This is a genomic window from Vibrio sp. E14, from assembly GCF_020515785.1.
Classification (GTDB): Bacteria; Pseudomonadota; Gammaproteobacteria; order Enterobacterales; family Vibrionaceae; genus Vibrio; species Vibrio diabolicus.
On sequence record NZ_JAHPJI010000002.1, the window covers coordinates 195586 to 215792 of the forward strand.

Genomic DNA, 20207 nt, shown 5'->3' on the forward strand with positions numbered 1-20207 from the left:
ATTTTTGCAAACCAAATAAAACTCGATGAACTAAGCTTGAATAGATGAGTTTGGTATAGATACCTGATCCTCAAATCGCTATAATTCGCGCTCCCTGGAACAGAGAGCAAAATATGACCAATAACATCACTCCTATTCATGAGTACAAAAAATACTGGGCAGAGTGTTTTGGTACGGCACCTTTCTTGCCGACCAGTCGCAAAGAAATGGACGCCCTAGGATGGGATAGCTGTGACATTATCATCGTAACCGGTGACGCTTACGTGGATCACCCAAGCTTTGGTATGGCTATCATTGGCCGTCTGCTAGAAGCACAAGGTTTCCGTGTCGGTATCATTGCTCAACCAGAATGGCAAAACAAAGATGCATTCATGCAGCTTGGTAAGCCAAATCTGTTCTTCGGGATCACTGCGGGTAACATGGACTCCATGATCAACCGTTACACCGCGGATAAAAAACTTCGTCACGATGACGCGTACACACCAAATAACGAGGGTGGCAAACGCCCAGACCGCGCGACTTTGGTTTACTCTCAGCGTTGTCGTGAAGCTTACAAAGAAGTACCTATTGTTTTAGGTGGTATCGAAGCCAGCCTACGCCGTGTTGCGCACTACGATTACTGGTCAGATAAAGTTCGCCGTTCGGTACTGTTTGATGCAAAAGCAGACATCCTACTTTTCGGTAACGCAGAACGCGCACTTGTAGAAGTGGCGCATCGCATCGCAAATGGCGAAGACATCAGCACCATGACCAATATTCGTGGTACTGCCGTGAACTTGCCAGCCGCGCCAGAAGGCTACACGGTTATCGATTCTTCTCGCATTGAAAAACCTCGTAAAGAAGCGTTCGTACCAAAGAACCCATACGAAGTAGAAACTCAGTGTGAAACTAAAAAAGATGAGCCAGTTGCACAACCAATCACGATTCGCCCATCACGCCACGATGCTGCAACAACTGCGGTTCGCTTACCTTCGTTCGAAAAACTAAGAAACGATCGCATTCTTTATGCCCACGCAAGTCGTGTATTGCATTTAGAAACAAACCCGTACTCTGGTCGAGCGTTACTTCAAAGCCATGGTGATCGTGAACTTTGGGTAAACCAAGCCCCAATCCCATTGACGACCGAAGAGATGGACTTTGTGTTTGGCCTGCCTTACGCGCGTGTTCCTCATCCTATGTACGGCAAAGCGAAAATTCCAGCGTATGACATGATCAAAACGTCTGTGAACATCATGCGTGGTTGTTTTGGTGGCTGTTCTTTCTGTTCGATTACCGAGCACGAAGGCCGAATCATTCAAAACCGCTCGAAAGAGTCAATCATTAACGAAATTGAAGAAATTCGCGACAAAGTTCCGGGCTTTACCGGCACAATTTCCGATCTTGGTGGCCCGACTGCAAACATGTACCGTCTGGGCTGTAAAGATCCAAAAGCGGAAGCGAACTGTCGTCGTCCATCCTGTGTATTCCCGGGCATCTGTAACAAGTTAAATACAGACCATAAACACACCATCGATCTATACCGCGAAGCGCGTAAAGTTGAAGGCGTGAAGAAAGTGATGGTCGCATCTGGCGTACGTTACGACCTTGCGATTGAATCACCAGAATACGTGAAAGAGCTCGTAACTCATCACGTAGGTGGTTACTTGAAGATTGCACCGGAACATACAGAGAAAGGCCCTCTTGATCTGATGATGAAACCTGGCATGGGCACGTATGATCGCTTTAAAGAGATGTTCGAGAAGTACAGCGCAGAAGCGGGTAAGAAGCAGTACTTAATCCCTTACTTTATCTCTGCGCACCCAGGCACAGAAGACGAAGACATGCTGAACCTTGCTCTGTGGCTGAAGAAAAACAACTTCGAGTGTGACCAAGTACAAAACTTCTACCCTTCGCCAATGTGTAACGCAACGTCGATGTACTACTCAGAGACAAACCCTCTGAAACGAGTGAAGTATAAAAAACGTGAAGATGTACCTGTAGCAAAAGGTGAGCGTCAACGTCGCCTACATAAAGCGCTGTTGCGTTACCACGATCCAGCAAACTGGCCAATGATCCGTGAAGCCCTAATCAGCATGGGTAAAAAACATCTGATTGGTGACAAACAAGGCTGTCTCGTTCCTGCGGAAGACATTGAAGCACAAACACCTGCACAACGTCGTAAATCTGGTCGTCACGGGGCAAACCGCTTTGCAACCAAACATACCAAAAACCAACCGGGCTTCGGTGGTCATTTGAACAAACGCTCTGAAGGCGGTTCAAAAAATGGTAAACCATCTGGCAACCGTAACGGTTCTGGCAAAGCACAAGGTGGTCAACGCCCTGCTAGCAACAGCCAACGCCCCAGCGGCAACGGTGCAAACCGCCCAGCAGGCAGCAAGCCGCAAGGTCAAGGTCGCCCACAAGGACAAGGCAAACCAGCTGGTCAACGTAAACCAAAGCGTCGTTAATTCTTTAGCATTTAAATACTAGAAAGGGCTCCAGAGGTAACTCTGGAGCCCTTTTGTTTTGTCGGTTAATTGAGGTATCACTCACAACTCAAACTTTGATTCAATCAATACAAAAAATGGTAAACACCAACCAACTTATTTGAAAAACAAACAATTATTTGATGGAATAAAAATAATAGAAAAATAACTCATTGATTTTTAATTGCTTTATTTTGGTGCGATATTTGCGTAATAGAGTAAAACTCTTAAACATGGGCTAACGATGAGTAATCCACTTCCCCCAAAAACTTCTATGTTCTGGTATGACAACAGCTATACCTATGAGGAAGCCATTCAGGCATTTGAAAGCGATGGTACGCTGAAATCGCTGAATATCGTTCCAACCACGGAATCCGATGATCTTGCTGGCTCCCCCCCAGAGCGCAGTATGTTTTGGGAGGGAGAAACAAAAAAAATCGATCCGCCACCGCCGTCTGAACCAGAGCCTCTCAATTTAAAAACCGAGAAAGAACCAACAGAGGCTTTACCGGCACACTTCATCCCTGTTCGCTACGCCATCGATCAGCTAGAAACGGAAGAAACACAACCTTTTGGTTTGCCTGAAGAATGGAAAGGCCAAGGCCCAGCCAAACTCAATACCGTTGGCTACACCCTGCGTCAACTACGCGATGGTTGGCTGTATGTCTATGATGCAATTAACAAAAGCTTAGACGAATACGAAATCAAAGGAACGCAATTCACGCTCTATAAGTTGGGAGAATCAGAAAGCCCAAAATCAGAACAGCGTGGGACACCACAAGATGCAAGACCCTTCCTTACTTACGTTAACGGAAGCGTACTATCGATTTGTTTCTCTGAGCACCGGTGGACATGGCACACGTTCATGCGCGTCCTTAACAATCCGAGTAATCATATCGATCGCATGCAAACCATTGTTCTGTCTGCAAACGAGAATCAGCACAACATTGCCCCAATAGATAAATTAACCCAAGTTGCTGATATTGAATCTTCTGCCGTCGATGATGGTCGCTTTGCGGATTCTGGCATCGCCACCAAAGCAGATGAAGATGGTTCTGTCTTTAAACCTGTTGCTGTCGAAAGTAATTTAACCTCTGCGATTCCAGAAGAAGAGTCGGGTTACTTCATCGCGATAAAAGATTACGCCGCAGACATTCAAGATATGTCTCTGCATTTTGTTGGTGCTGCAAGCCCTTACCGTCTTTTCACTGACCAGTTTTCAAACCAGTGGAACTTGATGCAGACCGCCATGCAATTGTGCATGTTCGGGGCAAGTGACGAGATAGACATGCCAGCTAGCGTTAAGCGTAACAGTGAAGAGCTGTCGTTTTATACCGACATGGCTGAGTATTATGATTCCTCTAACCAACTTGATTTGGCAGAGCAGAACAAAAGCTCAGTTCAATCAGGCTATCCTGCTAAATTTTCCGCTGGAGCGATTGAATCACACCAACATACCAAAAGTGACATTGCCAAAGCGATACAGGACAAATATCGAATTTCTGCGAGCCGATTTGGTAAATACGAACAATGGATAGCGACTGAGCGCTGGCGTAAGCAGCTCAACTGGAAGCAAATGCTGAGCGAGATGCAAGAGCTGTCAGAACAAAAAGAAACCTTGCTAGCCCAAGTTGTCTGGGTAAAAAGGGATTTTATTGCTGTAATGGAATCCTTGACACCTCATCATCTCGAGAGAACCTTCGACCTATACAGCGAAGACACGCAGTACAGTTTGTATCAACTGCACAAGCAAACCGTTGAGTCATTTACTCTGGTGATGCAAGAAGAAGACCGCCAATGGGCTGAAAGCCAATGGGAAAAACCAACCAGTTTACTTGCTCTCTATGCCTCAGGGTTTAGTCGAAGTTTATTTAAAGTAATAAAGAAGAATATTACTGAGGCGCAGAATGAACAGTCGATCGCCTCAGAAAATCCAGCCCCTGATAATCAGTTGATGGACCAGATCTCTGCTACAAGCAACCGTGTGAGCATGTACTCTAAGATCATGGATTTTGTTTCCAACCCAAACACTGCGGAAACGGACTTTCTCAAAGATATCGCCAAAGGTTTCCAAGAGCTGGATATTATCTTTAAATCAGCAATAGGTGCGCTTGCAAAAGGAGTTTTAGAGTTTGGCGTTAGCATGACTTCACAAGCATCGATTATGCTGATGCCTGTTTTTGCTAAACCTCTGAACCGCCATAGCTATTATTTGTTTGCTGTTATAGCAGAGCATATGGCACACGATATGCCAGTAACTATAAAAGAAGGTTACGCTCGGGATTTTAAAAAATGGAAAAAACGCGTAAATGGTTATCTGGTTAAGCTCGAAAAAAACGATGCAATCATTGCTGACTTCCAGAAAAATAACCGCAAAGCCGACTCTAAATACACAACTGCTTTAGAAAATAAAAAGACTATTAAGAAAGCACTCGCTGTGGCTACATTGGAGTACCCGCAGTATATTGAGTTACCTGATGATCTACCTCAAAGAACCGTCGAGCTTAGAACGCGGATCGTGATGAATAAGCTCGATGATTTGAATAAACTGTTCGAGAATGCCGGTGGTCTAGGCTTTATGGCATTAGTATTTAACTGCATCGCGCTTGGTGATGCCATGAGCAGTATTCAAGACACAGGGTTAATGTCCTCTGATGAATTTTTGGATATCCAGCAAAAGCTTTTTTATACAGCCAACGCTTGGACAGGTATTCGTACAGGTAAGTTATGGGATAAAGTTAAAGGAGACCCTCTACTAAGATCACGTTCAGCGAAAACCTTAAAAGAGTTAGTTGTTAACGATAAAAACTTCTCAAACATAGCTATTGATGACCTAAAAGTATTCAATAAATGGCTAGCTGTAACCGGAGTTATCGGAGCTCTTGCTTCGGGTATAGAAGCCTATCGCTCATGGAATAAAATAGACAACTTGCATGGAAAAGAAAGAGTTGTGGAATACTTCAACTTTGCATCTTTAGTTGGATTGACACTTATTGGTGGGTTTCAAGCTATCGGTGGATTAACTGGGATTTGGTCGGCAAATATCCTGTTTGGAGGTCCGATCATGTTTGTCATTATGGGGCTCACTGCGGTTTACCTTCTTAGCAATCATATAATGAGTAAACTTAAACAAGACGATTATCAAAAATGGTTAGACAAATTACCGTGGGGATATCACTCGAATAAAGCACGTTGGAGTCAATCCTCAAGCTTGGTAGAGAGAGAAAAGCACAATTCTTCTTTGGTACAAGAGGCTCTTTTTGAGTTAAAAACCATAATGGATAAGCCTTTAATCCGCCAAATACCAATGATGCGTATAGTACCTAATTCACAAACACAATACCCAGCAGCAAAACAAGAATTGTTTGGTATTGAGCTACACATCCAAGTTCCCACCAATAATGCAAGAGATGGCATAAAACTTCGGACAAATACTTCTGTAACAGAGGAGGGACTGATGTCGGGAGCTTGGTACACTGGAGTAAATCTAGAAACGTTGAATAGTTCAACTGATTCCTTAGATTCTCAAAGCGTCTATAAATTAACTTTACCAATGAAAGACTCAGCTAACTATCTAGCATTTGAGATTGAATACATCCTTGATGATAAAAACGAATTAAGCCGTAAGTACTGGTTCCAAAACAATGCAAAACAGCGTGCAACTTATACGGCGATTTCAGACAATACTAAACAAGCAACGATCAGAAGTTCATTATCTTCAATTACTAGTGAACTTAGCTTACAGGAGTAACCCTTGGCTTATTTACCTTTTTTCATCACCCCAGACGAGTTTTCGGCTTATCAAGAAGAGCAAGAACAACAGATCCTGAAAGGGAATAATCTGACAGTCTGGTACAAGCACGATATTGAAGAACCTTTTCGATACTTATACTTATCGATTGCTATAGCCGCAGTCAGCCCATTATTTATTCTTACCTATTTCCTACATGATAGTAGCGAAATGATCTTAACTTACATTTTGTCGGGTCTAACGATAATTATGTCTGGTGTCTCTTATCTGACATTTGGTTTGGACAATCGTTATGATTACACCTTGTCCGATCGCGGGTTGGTTATAAAAAAGCGACGAAATTTACCGAATTGGGTAAACTCTGCAACTCAAGTCATGGGCTGGATTGGTGCAATAGTTTGTGTTTTGATGGTTGGGGTTGCTGGACCGGTGACACTTGTCGGAGCCGGTGGCTTTATATTGGTTTCATTTCGCATGCTTAAACGCCAACCGGATGAACCAACAGAAATTAAAATCGGAGAGCGTGAAGATTGGCTATTTGCTTATTACAACAAACAACGCAAGGTGATTACTCTCTATCATAAGTATGACGATTGCGATTACAGAGATGTAGCGAAAACGACCGTTAATCGATGCCACAATAGAGGTAGGAGCTTTATATTTTTCAGGTCAACCAATGATTTAGAGAGAGTTTTGGAAAAATTGTCTAAAGAGTATCAACTTAAATGTACCCAATTTGAGGATACCAAAGCCTTATTCAATGCTTATTCACCTGATGAATTGCTTCTGGAACCAGCAAGAAGCCGAGAGTTCCCTTTGGATGATACGTTTGAACTTAGAGCTCAAAACGCATCTATCCCAGAATGGGAATACCTTTACAACGGCAAGTGGCAAACGGAATCTGAAATCGAACGCTTAAAAGCGGCTGATGAACAGCAAGCAACTCCCGCTTAATAGTTTGCAGCAAGCATTAAAAAAAGGCTCCAGAGGTAACTCTGGAGCCTTTTTTTTGTGAGAAGTAAACGTTTTAAGTTGGGTTAAACTCTCTCACTTACTTGATTAAGACAACTTGAACTTACTCAACTCACCGTGAAGATCACTGGCTTTTACTGTCAGTTCGTTACTGATCGCTACCGAAGATGACATAGTATCCATCACTTCCATCGCCGTATCATTAATCACAACCACATTACGGTTGATCTCTTCTGACACCGAACTTTGCTCTTCTGCCGCTGAAGCGATTTGATTGTTCATATCATTAATCACTTCAATAGCTTGGTTGATTTCGGCCAACGCCAATTGCGCTGCTTGTGTTTCTTCTTTGGTATCCACCGCTTGCTTCTGGCTTTGCTCCATCAACACAACGATTGATTGCGTTTCTTGCTCCAAACGAGCCAACATTGCACGAATTTCTTCTGTCGAGCCTTGTGTGCGCGTTGCAAGGTTGCGGACTTCATCGGCTACCACAGCAAAACCACGACCCGCTTCACCAGCACGAGCAGCTTCAATCGCAGCGTTCAGCGCCAACAAGTTGGTTTGATCGGCAATGCCACCAATCTCACTCAGAATCCCCTGAATCGCCGTGCTTGAAGCCACCAAGTTCTGCGTCTGGTGCTGTGCATCATTCACTTGCGAAGCGAGGTTATCCACTGCGCTTGCAGCATTGTCCATACGCGACATGCCATTCGCACTATTGCTTTGAACTTGGCTTGCCGCCGCCGCTGCTTGTACCGCAGAATTTGCCACTTCTTGTGCGGTTGCGCTCATCTCATTAATCGCCGTTGCTAGCGAGTTGACTTCGTTCACTTGAACGTTCAGTTGATCTCTCGAAGCCGCCGCACGAGCTTGGCCTTCACTTGCGTTTTTATCAACTTGGTCTGCCGTCGCCATTACGGTTAAAAGCATTTCCTGAATGCGAGCGAGGAAGGTATTAAACCAGTGCGCCAGTTGGGCGGTTTCGTCCTTACCTTTCACCTCAATGCGGTAAGTTAGGTCACCCTCGCCTTGTGCTGCGTCTTTAAAACGCTCCACTAAGTTAGTTAACACTTTGCCCAACGAGGTCGCGATCATCGTCATCGCAACAATACCAATCAGAGCCGCAATAATCCCTGCCCACACTCCCTTTTCAAGAGCTTCTGCACTTTGTTCTTCACTCCATCGCTCGTAGTCATCCACGTTCTTTTTAAGGAAGCTACTGGGAACCGACACCATAACGATCCAAGGCACATCGCTGGTTTCAATTGCAGTAATCGCATACTCATCCCCGCCAAACGTCACAAGGCCTGCGCCTTTTTGTTTCGCAATGGATTGAATACGAGCCCATTGAGACGCCAATTCATGAGAGACTTTTTTGCCCACTTGATCCGCTTGGCTGCTGTTCGCCAGTGTGATGCCTTTCCACGAAGAAATCAGAATACGGCCTTGTCCATCAAACAAGTCGCTCGCGTAATCTTCACTTTGGCTTTGTAACTCGTTCAATGAAAAATCAAAACCGAGAGAGCCGACGATCTCGCCACGTAACTTGATTGGTTGGCTGATGGTCGTGATCAGTTCTTGTTTGCCGCGAACCGGATACATGTACGGTTCCATCACGAACGTTTTGCCCGTTTCGTAAGGCATCAAGTGCCAATCGTCTTTACGCTCACCGTTGTTGTTTAATTCAGTATTGCTAAAGCTATCCATCGCCACGACATCAAAACTGTTGTGCGAATTTGGCGAAAAGAATGGCGCTAAGTAGCCTTCGCTATTAAAGCCAAGGCTTTTGTCTTGAATCGTTGGCTCAACCCACGATGGCTTTTCCCACACCATGTAACCAGCAAACACAGCTTTGTTCTGAGCTTCTAGCGACGCAATAAACTGTTTAACAATAATGTCTGGCGTCGCGGCCGTCTCTGCGCTTAATTCGATAATTGAACGCGCTTGCTTTAGGTTCGCCAACACTGGTTCTAACTGGTTGGAAATATTCAGCCCTTGCTGAATCGCCGTATTGCTCAGGTCGGTCGTGGTGGCTTCGGTCAGTTGAGATTTTACTTTTGTAGTGATTTGTTCATTCACTTGCGTGAACGCATTGGTTGTCATACCCATTGCAATCAATAGAGTGAAGGCCATTGCCCCACCCGCACTGACAGCAATTCGAGTGCGTATACTGTTAAACATGATCGCCTCACAAATTGATTTTTATCTGGCATTAAGCATTGGAAGGATCATGGATTTTAAACAAGTAAAGTTAATGGAAGGCTTTCATTTATGAACAGAGCAAGAACAGAAAATGTAGTTTTATTAATAAAAATAAAATAATGCAGATTTTCGCTTATACATGAAGCCATTGATTTAATTGAATTATCTCAAAAAGGAGAATCTAAGCGTTTGTATTTAAAAGCAATAGCCATAATTAAAAAAGGGACTTAAGAGAAGTAAGAACTTTTTCTATGAGTGAGTCAGTAAAAATCAGTAATTACTAACAATGTGCTCAAGGTCACATTAATAATTTAGTATCTACATGTTTTATATAGAGTTAACAGAATCAAATAATCCACCCCATTTATACATCAAGAGAAATTGATAGATATGAACAAAAGATCGTAGATTTACTTGGATAATAAGACGGTATTCAAGCTAGACATTGAAAACCGACACAAAGGTGAGAAAATCATCGTCGACAACTTTTTCACACCTATAGTGAATAATGTTCGTTAAGATCAACATTCGAATTTATCGAGATTGGATAAGAATAAATGAAGCGTGTACTTTTGGTAGAAGATAATCGTGAAATAGCGGGAATGTTGTTTGATTATTTTGAGTGTGCTGGCATGCAGCTGGATTATGCCGACAACGGTGAGCTAGGCTTAAAACTGGCGATGGATAATGCGTTTGACATCATTTTGCTCGACCTCATGCTGCCGCGCATGGATGGCCTAACACTGTGCAACAAGCTACGCGATGCAGGTAATAACACTCCGGTGTTGATGCTGACAGCACTTGATAGCCGAGACGACATGCTCAAAGGCTTCCAACACGGCGCCGACGACTACCTCACCAAACCGTTTGATCTCGATATTCTTGAAGCACGCATGACTGCATTGATTAAACGCTACCGCGGTACGGTTGCATCAACCAAACTCCAGTATGGCGAAGTGTCTATCGATCAAAAAACGCATCAAGCCTACCGTCAAGATAAGCTGTTGGCGTTGAATCCAACCACGTACACGATTCTAGAAATGCTGGTGAAAAACGCGCCAGAAGTGGTCACACGTGAGGAGATTGCTTTCCGATTATGGCAAGAAGATGAGCCAAATAACGATGTGTTGCGTAGCCATATTTATCAATTGCGTGGGCAGCTCGACAAACCATTCAAAGAGCACGTTTTGAAAACCATTCCAAAAGTCGGCTTCCGATTGGAGCCCGGGGCATGATTCGCCGCTTATTTAACAATACACAAAGCTTAACCGGACGCCTTGAACTCTTCTTCCTTCTAGTGTCGGTTGTGATTGGCTTGCTATGCTTCGCATTGGTTAGCGGAGCGCTATTATGGTCGGAAGATCGCGTCGGTGAACGACGCATTATGATCGATAAAAAAGAGGCGATTGAGCACTTTCGAAACCATCCTGATAGCGGAATCATCAAACTCGATTTACTGACAACGGCATACAACGACATCAATCTCGTCCCTGAGCTCTATCAACCCTTCATTCAAGATAAAAAGTACTTTCTCGCTGAAGTTGCTGACGAACCAGACACTCGCATGATTTACATGAGCACCTACACGCAAGATGGAGAGGAACATCCTATTATTCTGATCTCTCTGATTGATGAGATAGAAATTACATCTAACGAGTTCATGTTTGTTCTCGTTATGGTGCTTGCGGTTGTAATCGGGTTACTTTTGATTTTTGGCAGCCTATTATCGAGACTTTCTCTGCGTCTCATTGAACCTGTTAGTGCCCTAAAAACGCAACTGGACCGCCATCAAGGTGACACCACACAAAAATTTGTTGTCCCTGAAGGCTCTGCAAATGAATTCCAAACGCTCGCAAATCAGCTTAATGAATATCGACATCAAATCAATCAAGTGATTAAACGTGAACAAGCTTTTGCACGATATGCCAGTCATGAACTGAGAACTCCGCTCACAGTGATGAAAGGTTCAAGCAGCTTGCTAGCCAGAAGCCCAAGTACGTCATTTCAAGAACGTCAGATTGGCCGTATTCAAGATGCAACTCAGCAGATGTCGACCATGGTTGATGCTTTGTTGGGTTTGGTTCGATATGAACGCAACACCGACGACAGCCCCGTTCGAACCATCTCAGAGCAAGAGCTTCACAACATCGTTGCTCTTAGCCAAGCGCAAGCCGATGAAAAGTCGTTGGAATTTAATGTTCAGATATTGGGCCATCCGCAAACCAAAGCGACCACTGCAGTGCTTAACATTACGTTGAGTAACTTAATTCGCAACGGCATTGCAGCCACGTCAGCGGGAACGATTCATATCACCATGACCGATACCACACTGTCGGTGAGAGATGAAGGTGAAGGCTTCTCTTCCGTGCCAGATGCCGAAGGCCATGGTTTGGGGCTCATGATTGTGGACGACTTATGCCGACGCTATAGCTGGCAATTCACTATTGATACACATCCAAATGACGGCTGCGTGGCTACTATCGATCTTTCAACCGAGGTAACTGATGGCGAGTCGCAAGACGAAGAAATGTAGAACACAAGATCTCGATACTTTTGATCTTCATTCAATAACGGGTACACTGTGCCACCTTTTTAAATGGCAAAGGTGACACGGTTTATTCCGTCAGCATCGACATGAAATTCTCAGAAAGTCCTATCACCCAACATAGCTTTAATGGGCACAAATTTTTCCTTAAACGTGACGACATGCTCCACTCCCACTTTTCTGGGAACAAAGCACGTAAGTTTATGACGTTAATGGAAGAGCAAAATCCCGACATCACCACGTTAATAAGCTTTGGCTCCGCTCAATCTAATGCCATGTACTCGCTAGCGGCTCTCGCCCAGATTAAAGGTTGGGCATTTGAGTTTTATATTCATCACATTCCATCTTGGCTAAAAAGCTCCCCCATCGGAAACTATCGCGGCGCTCTCGATTTGGGTATGAAAATCACCGCCATGCAAGACATCGGTAGCGAACTCCACCCTAGTGAATACATCCACCAGGTACGAAGATTAGATGAGTCGACATTGCTTATTCCAGAGGGCGGACGTTCCCACCTCGCTGAAGCTGGCATCAAACAGTTAGCACGAGAAATTCTTGATTGGACGCGATTGAGAGGTAAAGAGCAGTTTACGGTCGCCCTGCCATCAGGTACTGGCACGACCGCTTTATATCTTCATAAACATTTAAGCCCACACGGCATAGAAGTGCTAACTTGCCCTTGCGTAGGCGATGCAGATTACTTAACTGAGCAGTTCAACCAGCTCGGTGAAAACAGCCACCCAACCATTTTAACCGTGCGCAACAAACACCATTTTGGTCGCTTGTACGAAGAAGATTACATCACATGGAAAGCACTCTTTGAACAAACCGAACTCGAATTTGACCTGTTATACGACCCGTATATGTGGCAATGCCTCACCCCTTGGTTGGAAGAGAACACAGATAAAACGGTGATTTACATTCACCAAGGCGGGTTACTTGGCAACGAGTCGATGTTGCCAAGATATCAACGAGAATTTGAATAGCGTGTTCAAATAAAGTTGTCGCTGATTACAGTGATTCCACTATTTGATGAGCGACAGAATTTCTTTGAATTCAGGTGCTCGGCAATCTTCGACCATTTCATACAAACACATTTCTAGCCCAGTGAGCACCACACCGTTAGCGGTTAACTTCGCAAGAGCGAGCGCTTTATTGGCAGCGGTTCGGGAAGATACACAATCCGTGACTAATTCAACGCGATAACCGGACTGACGCAGAGAAACCGCGGTTTGATAGACGCAAATGTGGGATTCAATACCGCAAACCAACCAGGTATCAACTTTCGCGTTCTCCACCGCGACCTTAAACGTCGACTCTTTACAGCCATCAAACGTGTACTTGGTAATAGGTAAATGCGTACTTTCAAGCACTTCACGAATCAGCTCAGCGGTTGGGCCCAACCTTTCTGGATTCTGTTCTAGCCACAGAATAGACAAATCTAGTGCTTTGGCACCCCTTACCAGTTTCGTGATATTTTCAATCAGTGCGTTGCTTTCATGCATTAATGTAGCGAGTTTGCCCTGCACATCCACCACAATCAGGCCCGTGTTTCCTTTCGATAACATTTCCATCTCCTATCTTGTGCGACCACAAACCATACTCAACAAGTTGAGCAACAGTTAATGTATCAGAACCCTTTCATGTTAGAGCAATAAAACCTAGAAAGATGACCTTCGCTCACACATTTGCCCTTATTTAAGTGTGGTTTGAACTGACTATTTAAATTTCTCTCGAATTAGTTCAATCAAGGCTTTGACTTTATTGGGCAGAAATAAGGCCGAGGGATAAATCAGAGTAAGATGCTGCTTCGGATGCGCGAATTGAGGCAGCACCTCGACCAACAAACCATCTCGCAATGCAGGCTTAGAATGAATTTGAGGAATAAACGCGATGCCGTTTCCTGCTATCGCCATCGAGCGCAGCAAGTTGAGGTCATCCGAACGCAACGCCACATGTAGATCTGAATCGAGCAAATCGGCATTGTAACGATTAGTTAAAAGGCGATGCTGCTTAAGATCTTCCACCGTTTTTACTGGCGGATGCGATTCTAGATAGGCTTTTGACGCAACAAAGTGACTACGATAAGGCAAAAGACTGAACTGCACATAGCTGTCATCGGTGACTTTGACCACGCTCGGAAGAAGCTGTAAATCAAACGATTGACGCTTGAGATCGACACTCTCTTGATGGTTTTCAATCTCGACCGAAATCTCCGGATACCGCGTTGTGTACTCGGTGATGATCGCGTTAAACGCGGCAGAGCTCATCAATGCGGAAGGAATGGCTAAACGCACCTTGCCCGTCAGCTCTTGTTGATATTCGTGCATGGCATTTAAACCTTGCTGAATATGGTCAATAGGCTGCCCCACCAACTCAAACAAGCGTTTCCCGTGCTCCGTCAACTCAATGCTGCGTGTTGTGCGGATCAAAAGTTGTACCCCGAGCGATTTCTCTAATTCTTGCAGGCGACGACTCACTTTTGAGCGTTGTAGTTGATTCGCCTCTGCCGCTGCACTTATACCGCCGTGAACCACCGTCTGAGTGAATAGATAAATATCATCAAAACTAACGTTCATTGTCCTATTTTTAGGTCATTTATGTTCGTATTATCATTCTACTGAATTGTGAGTGACTTCTCTATAATCCGCTATCCAATATGTTTAACGGAACTTGTAATGACGGCTGACCAAAAATTCAAACACTGGATGCGAACTTTGATTGTCCTGTTCATCGTACTATTTTTGTACATTATCATTGCTGACCGCCACGCCCCCTTAACGACCGAAGGACGAGTGCAAGGATACGTTGTCCAAGTCGCGCCCGAGGTATCTGGTAAAGTGACCGACGTTCTCATCGAGAATAACCAGTCCGTTCAAAAAGGCTATGTGTTGTTTACGATTGATGATCGTAAATACAAGATTGCGCTTGAACAGGCGAAGCTGTCTCTGCAATCCGCTTATGAAAAAGAAGCAACGCTGTATTCTCAACGCGAAGCCGCTCTTGCCAATATTGCCCGAGCCCAAGCGACATTTGATAATGCGCACCGCGAGTACACCCGCTTACTGACACTATCGAAGCAGAAAGTCATCTCTCAATCGACACTCGATAATGCCTTTGCCCAAAATCAGGTATCACGTGCAGCGCTTAAAGCTGAAAGACAAAACTTAAAAGTCATTGAGGCGCAATTAGGCGATCAAAAAGGTCAAAGCACTGCCGTTCGAATTGCCAAAAACGGCATCGAAAAGGCGCAACTTGATTTGGCAAATACCGCGGTACTCGCTCCCAGTAATGGTGTCGTGACCAACCTGCAACTAGAAGTTGGCACGATGGCAAACACCAACATGCCATTGCTGACATTTGTACCAACAGGTTCACTCTGGGTAGCCGCTGATTTTCGTGAAAAATCCGTCGCGAACGTAGACAAGACTTTCCACGCCTTGGTCACATTTGATGCCAACCCAGGTTCGGTGTACGACTTTGATTTAGCTAGCCGCGATTACGGTGTAGCAGCCGCACAACAAACGCCTAATGGCGCACTAACCAAAGTGGAAGTGAACAACCGCTGGGTACGTGATGCGCAGCGTACACGAGTGAACCTAACCAGCAGCGAAGAGTTACCACCAGCACTGTTTGTCGGCTCTCGCGCTACCATTGTTTTGTACCCAGACAACAGCATTTTCTGGCAGTGGATGGCGCAAGCACAGATTCACCTCGCAAGCTGGTTCCACTTCATTTACTAGGCGGCGACAATGAAAACCTTACGAATTTGGTTCGGCTGCTCTTTAGGACTCGCGCTAAGCATGATCTTCGGTTGGTCTTACGGATTTTTTGCCATCATGATGCCGTTGTTTATTTTGGGCAGAATGGACCACTTTAATCTTTCGGCTTTATTGATCGTGTTTTTCTCTGCAGTGTGGACAACCATACAAGCCACATTTTTGCTGGAATACTTGCAGTTTCATCCAACATTAATGACCGTTGCCGTCGGAATCATGATGCTGTTTAAGTGCATTGCAATGATGAACCAGAAAACCTATTTGTTTGGTTACATGGGGTTATTGGTGGGTTCAATTGTGTTGAATTTTGCCAGCTATAACTTCATGGATATTGAAGAGTTCAACGTCAACATGTGGGTGATGGCGTTCAGCAATATTTTTGTTTGCGCATTCGCGTATTGGTTGTTCCCGGAGCCAAAATCCCCCGCCGAGCACATTGAGATGTCGACCCCAGTGAAAAGCGATATTGACTACATCAGCCAAGTTGCTATGGGTTGGGTAGTGGCGATGGCGGCGTTTATTGTATTCCAAGTAGCGGACTTATATGACTCGCTATCCGCACAAGCTTCCATTTTGATCATCCTAACCCCAATGACTTTAGCGGGCTCGCTCGCCATGGCAAAAATTCGCATCATCGGCACCGCACTAGGCTGCATCGCGGGGATGGCTGTTCAGCTGATATTGGGCAGTTGGTATGGGCATGGGCTACTCTTTTGGTTCGCCTTTACCATTGCAATGGGGCCATTCTGCTTATGGCTCACAAAGGGGCAAATTAAAGCGGCTATCGCGTTTTCTGCCATGTCTGCCCTATCGGTTCCGCTGACGACCTCATTGGTGCCAGAACAAAAAGACGCGTTCTTTTCGATCTTGTACCGTTTCAGCTCGATTTTCGTCGCGGTTTTGCTCACCGCGATGGTGATGTGGGTGGTGCATCACTGGATTCGTGTGATATTGCTAAAGCATCCTGAGATGAAGAACGTGGAGTTGAATTAAGTCTTGGCAGAGGCTGGAAACGGGAAATGTATGCCGCTCACTTTACTGTGAGCGGCATTTTTATTTAAAACGGTCACCCTGAACATCGAGGAACGAGCGTGATTCATGATCTGCTCACCGAGTGCTGTGAAGTTCTAAGGTTATCGCCATTTTCCAGTGAGTTGTTAGTAGATTCCTAGTCTCGTCTAGACTCGCTGGAATGACCCTCTCTTGGAGCAGATCCAATACCTAGGGTTGTGGCGAGCGATGTATCTTCCAACATCCGTCATCCTGAACAGCGAGGGACGAGCGTGATTCAGGAGCTACCCCCCGAGTACTTTGAAGTGCGAAAGTTATCGCTATTTCATAGCGAGCTGTAACCCGATCCCTAGCCTCGTTTAAACTCGCTAGAATGATCCTATCTTGGAGCTGCCCCAATACCTAGGGTTGTGGCGAGCAATGTATCTTCCAACATCCGTCATCCTGAACAGCGAGGGACGAGGTGATTCAGGATCTACCCACCGAGTGCTTTGAAGTGCGAAAGTTATCGCAATTTCCTAGCGTGCTGTAATCAGATTCCTAGTCTCGTCTAGACTCGCTGGAATGACCCTACCTTAGAGCTGCTCTAATACCTGAGGGATGGCGAGCAATGTATCTTCCAACATCCGTCATCCTGAACAGCGAGGGACGAGCGTGATTCAGGATCTACCCACCAAGAGCTTTGAAGTGCGAAAGTTATCGCTATTTCCTAGCGAGCTGTAATCCGATTCCTATTCTCATTTAAACTCGCTAGATTGACCCTAATTTTAGTTCATGGTGCGGAGCCTAAGTATTAATATCAACCCACCAACTCTTTACGAATGATCTCCGCACCCGCACTTAACGCATTGAGCTTAGCGGTCGATACTTCACGAGACAAAGGTGCCATACCGCAGTTGGTACATGGGTAAAGCTTGTCGGCATCAACGTACTTCAACGCCTCTCGCAATGTGTTCGCTACTTCTTCTGGCGTTTCAATTTCGTTGGTAGCGACGTCAATCGCACCAACCATCACCTTCTTACCGCGAATCAACTCAAGCAACTCAATAGGCACTCGTGAGTTATGACATTCGAGCGAGATAATATCGATATTCGACTGCTGCAATTTAGGGAATACTTCTTCGTATTGTCGCCATTCAGTGCCTAGCGTTTGCTTCCAATCCGTGTTCGCTTTGATGCCGTAGCCATAGCAGATATGCACCGCCGTTTCACATTTCAGCCCTTCAATCGCACGCTCTAAACATGCAATGCCCCACTCGTTCACATCATCGAAGAACACATTGAACGCAGGCTCATCAAACTGAATGATGTCGACACCTGCCGCTTCAAGCTCTTTCGCTTCTTGATTGAGGATCTTCGCAAATTCCCAAGCCAGCTTTTCACGGCTACCGTAATGATCATCATAAAGCGTGTCGATCATCGTCATAGGGCCTGGTAGCGCCCACTTGATAGGTTGCTTAGTTTGCTGACGCAAGAACTTTGCATCTTCAACAAACACGGGCTTTGTGCGGCTTACTGGGCCAACCACCGTCGGAACACTTGCTTCATAACGGTTGCGAATGGTCACCGTTTTACGGTTTTCAAAATCTACGCCGCTTAAATGCTCAATAAAGGTCGTCACAAAATGTTGGCGAGTTTGCTCGCCATCACTGACGATATCAACGCCTGCCAGTTTTTGTTCTTGCAAAGCGACACGTAACGCATCGCGTTTACCATCAATCAGTTCTTTACCTTGCAGTTTCCACGGTGACCAAAGTTTTTCTGGTTCCGCTAGCCAAGAAGGTTTCGGTAAGCTGCCAGCCGTTGAAGTCGGTAATAGTGTTTTCATCGTCATTCCTTTCTAGATTCTCGTTATCGATTACGCGTAGCTTGCAGACCATTGTTCAAGCACAGATTGATAAGGTTTGATGAAATGCTCCTCGGCAAATTTCCCTTGTTCAATCGCCAGTTGGCTGCGCTCTTCTCGGTCGTAAACGATTTGAGTTAGCGAGTGGTCTAGGTTTTTTAGGTTTGGCTGGTAGCAATTACCGGCAACCGCGTTGGCATTGTAAATCTCAGGTCGGTAAATCTTCTGGAATGTCTCCATCGTGCTTATCGTGCTGATAAGCTCTAGGTTTGAGTAGTCGTTCAGCAAGTCACCGAAGAAATAGAATGCCAATGGTGCGACACTGTTTGGTGGCATAAAGTAGCGCACCTGTAAGCCCATCTTTTTGAAGTACTGCTCCGTCAACGAAGATTCGTTCGGCTTATATTCAAAGCCCAAAACAGGATGTTGGTTTTCAGTACGTCGGTATACTTTGTTGTCCGATACGCTCAGACAAATCACTGGCAACTTTTTGAAATGCTGTTTATAAGACTCAGAATTAACGAAAGCTTTGAACAGTTTGCCATGCAAATCACCGAAGTTCGCTGGGATGCTGAAACGTGGCTGGTTTTTGTTGTGGTCCAACAGCAAAACGCTAAAGTCATAATCACGAACGTATGAAGAGAAGTTGTTGCCCACAATGCCTTCGATGCACTCGTTGGTGTTGTGGTCAACTATGTTGGTTTTGAGCACTTCAATCGATGGGAAGGCCTCGCCACTGCCTTGGATATCCATATCAACAGAGATGATTTCAAGCTCTACTGAGTAGCGGTCACCTTGCGCATTATCCCAATGTGCCAACGCATTAAAACGATTGTCAATCATTCGGAGTGCATTGCGCAGATTCTCTCGGCGGTAGTTTCCACGAGCCAGATTAGCAAAGTTGGTAGTGATTCGCGTGTTGTCTGATGGTTGGTAATTCTCATCAAAGCGAATACTTTTGATAGCAAATGTGAAATCGTTATTCATCGTGAGTTGGTATCCTATTTCCTTAGATAAAGCAGACTTTTCCTAACTCTGTGCATGGGGACATTTTTGTTTTTTGGTTTTCCCAATCGTTAGGTTGCACAGCACTTACGACGAACAGTTCGTACTAAAAATGACGGTCGCAGTGCCTAACACCAGAGCAGTCCTTTTTTTATACTTGCTTCACGAGTTGAGTAATACTGGTATTGTTTCACATTGAACATGAAAGAAATTCATAGTGGGAGTTCCAACCCAGAGGGAACTATCGTAGATACTGTTATTCATTGACACCAATACACGTAACTTGGCGAGCATATTGCCAATATTTTTAATTAAGAAACTGATAAGGGATTAACAGTACGTAAACCAGTTTTAAGCCTAGAAAACGCATTGTATAAACAAGACGCTACCTGGAATATAGGACAGCGTAGCTTAAATAGCACTTTTTCACACTCCATAATTTATTCAAGCATTCGTTTAATTAAAAGTACCTTACATTTTATATCCTCGGAAGGAGGATTATTTAATTATCTTATTTATTTCTTTTCCTATATTTACCATCTCAAATGTAACGTTTAATTTTTCCGTTTTAAAATAACATATAATCTCATACACGAATATGACAAATTCATTGACGGACTTTGTCACC

General features: G+C 44.7%; 13 protein-coding genes. 8 read left to right on the forward strand and 5 right to left on the reverse strand.

Annotated features, from left to right (window positions below; genetic code table 11):
• Positions 1 to 113 precede the first annotated feature (113 nt).
• From LIX84_RS06225 to LIX84_RS06235, 3 genes are all read left to right on the forward strand, one after another.
• The gene (locus LIX84_RS06225) at positions 114 to 2447 is read left to right on the forward strand and encodes a YgiQ family radical SAM protein (protein WP_226420917.1); all 2334 of its coding nucleotides are present in this window, start codon (positions 114 to 116) and stop codon (positions 2445 to 2447) included.
• 262 nt (positions 2448 to 2709) lie between these two features.
• Positions 2710 to 6216: a T6SS effector BTH_I2691 family protein gene (locus tag LIX84_RS06230; RefSeq protein ID WP_226420918.1), complete on the forward strand. Its 3507-nt coding sequence runs from the start codon at positions 2710 to 2712 to the stop codon at positions 6214 to 6216.
• Between the two features lie 3 nt (positions 6217 to 6219).
• Entirely contained in the window at positions 6220 to 7170 is a 951-nt protein-coding gene (locus LIX84_RS06235; protein ID WP_226420919.1) for a hypothetical protein, read from the forward strand.
• A gap of 105 nt (positions 7171 to 7275) precedes the next feature.
• Here LIX84_RS06235 and LIX84_RS06240 read toward each other — a convergent pair whose 3' ends face one another.
• Positions 7276 to 9372 (reverse strand): methyl-accepting chemotaxis protein, encoded by a 2097-nt coding sequence (locus LIX84_RS06240; protein ID WP_226420920.1) that lies wholly within the window; start codon positions 9370 to 9372, stop codon positions 7276 to 7278.
• A 578-nt stretch (positions 9373 to 9950) separates the two neighbouring features.
• On the opposite strand from LIX84_RS06240, the gene LIX84_RS06245 reads away from it, so the two are divergent.
• The 3 genes from LIX84_RS06245 (at position 9951) to LIX84_RS06255 (ending at position 12924) form a co-directional block, all read left to right on the forward strand.
• Entirely contained in the window at positions 9951 to 10628 is a 678-nt protein-coding gene (locus tag LIX84_RS06245; RefSeq protein ID WP_048625732.1) for a response regulator transcription factor, read from the forward strand.
• Positions 10625 to 11926, forward strand: coding sequence for a sensor histidine kinase (locus LIX84_RS06250; protein ID WP_226420921.1), 1302 nt, complete (start codon positions 10625 to 10627; stop codon positions 11924 to 11926). Before LIX84_RS06245 ends, LIX84_RS06250 begins: the two co-directional genes overlap by 4 nt.
• Before the next feature lie 101 nt (positions 11927 to 12027).
• A complete protein-coding gene (locus LIX84_RS06255) occupies positions 12028 to 12924 on the forward strand; it encodes a 1-aminocyclopropane-1-carboxylate deaminase/D-cysteine desulfhydrase (RefSeq protein ID WP_226420922.1) in 897 nt (298 codons plus the stop codon).
• Between the two features lie 39 nt (positions 12925 to 12963).
• Here LIX84_RS06255 and LIX84_RS06260 read toward each other — a convergent pair whose 3' ends face one another.
• Positions 12964 to 13506, reverse strand: coding sequence for an isochorismatase family protein (locus LIX84_RS06260; protein WP_226420923.1), 543 nt, complete (start codon positions 13504 to 13506; stop codon positions 12964 to 12966).
• A 150-nt stretch (positions 13507 to 13656) separates the two neighbouring features.
• Positions 13657 to 14517: a LysR family transcriptional regulator gene (locus LIX84_RS06265; protein WP_005376746.1), complete on the reverse strand. Its 861-nt coding sequence runs from the start codon at positions 14515 to 14517 to the stop codon at positions 13657 to 13659.
• Between the two features lie 99 nt (positions 14518 to 14616).
• Here LIX84_RS06265 and LIX84_RS06270 point away from each other — a divergent pair, with 99 nt between their 5' ends.
• Both LIX84_RS06270 and LIX84_RS06275 read left to right on the forward strand, forming a co-directional pair.
• Positions 14617 to 15681 carry an HlyD family secretion protein gene (locus LIX84_RS06270; RefSeq protein ID WP_226420924.1) on the forward strand — a complete coding sequence of 355 codons (1065 nt, stop codon included), beginning with the start codon at positions 14617 to 14619 and terminating at the stop codon, positions 15679 to 15681.
• A gap of 9 nt (positions 15682 to 15690) precedes the next feature.
• Positions 15691 to 16710 (forward strand): DUF2955 domain-containing protein, encoded by a 1020-nt coding sequence (locus tag LIX84_RS06275; protein ID WP_226420925.1) that lies wholly within the window; start codon positions 15691 to 15693, stop codon positions 16708 to 16710.
• 817 nt (positions 16711 to 17527) lie between these two features.
• Here the strand turns inward: LIX84_RS06275 and LIX84_RS06280 are convergent.
• Together LIX84_RS06280 and LIX84_RS06285 are read right to left on the reverse strand one after the other, a co-directional pair.
• The gene (locus LIX84_RS06280; RefSeq protein ID WP_226420926.1) at positions 17528 to 18556 is read right to left on the reverse strand and encodes a methionine synthase; all 1029 of its coding nucleotides are present in this window, start codon (positions 18554 to 18556) and stop codon (positions 17528 to 17530) included.
• 30 nt (positions 18557 to 18586) lie between these two features.
• Positions 18587 to 19561, reverse strand: coding sequence for a DUF1852 domain-containing protein (locus tag LIX84_RS06285; RefSeq protein WP_226420927.1), 975 nt, complete (start codon positions 19559 to 19561; stop codon positions 18587 to 18589).
• Positions 19562 to 20207: the final 646 nt, after the last annotated feature.

Coding starts and splice junctions, on each gene's coding strand:
- LIX84_RS06275 (WP_226420925.1), top strand. CDS start 15,691: ATGAAAACCTTACGAATTTGGTTCGGCTGCTCTTTAGGACTCGCGCTA.
- LIX84_RS06265 (WP_005376746.1), bottom strand. CDS start 14,517: ATGAACGTTAGTTTTGATGATATTTATCTATTCACTCAGACGGTGGTT.
- LIX84_RS06270 (WP_226420924.1), top strand. CDS start 14,617: ATGACGGCTGACCAAAAATTCAAACACTGGATGCGAACTTTGATTGTC.
- LIX84_RS06285 (WP_226420927.1), bottom strand. CDS start 19,561: ATGAATAACGATTTCACATTTGCTATCAAAAGTATTCGCTTTGATGAG.
- LIX84_RS06255 (WP_226420922.1), top strand. CDS start 12,028: ATGAAATTCTCAGAAAGTCCTATCACCCAACATAGCTTTAATGGGCAC.
- LIX84_RS06240 (WP_226420920.1), bottom strand. CDS start 9,372: ATGTTTAACAGTATACGCACTCGAATTGCTGTCAGTGCGGGTGGGGCA.
- LIX84_RS06230 (WP_226420918.1), top strand. CDS start 2,710: ATGAGTAATCCACTTCCCCCAAAAACTTCTATGTTCTGGTATGACAAC.
- LIX84_RS06260 (WP_226420923.1), bottom strand. CDS start 13,506: ATGTTATCGAAAGGAAACACGGGCCTGATTGTGGTGGATGTGCAGGGC.
- LIX84_RS06225 (WP_226420917.1), top strand. CDS start 114: ATGACCAATAACATCACTCCTATTCATGAGTACAAAAAATACTGGGCA.
- LIX84_RS06250 (WP_226420921.1), top strand. CDS start 10,625: ATGATTCGCCGCTTATTTAACAATACACAAAGCTTAACCGGACGCCTT.
- LIX84_RS06245 (WP_048625732.1), top strand. CDS start 9,951: ATGAAGCGTGTACTTTTGGTAGAAGATAATCGTGAAATAGCGGGAATG.
- LIX84_RS06280 (WP_226420926.1), bottom strand. CDS start 18,556: ATGAAAACACTATTACCGACTTCAACGGCTGGCAGCTTACCGAAACCT.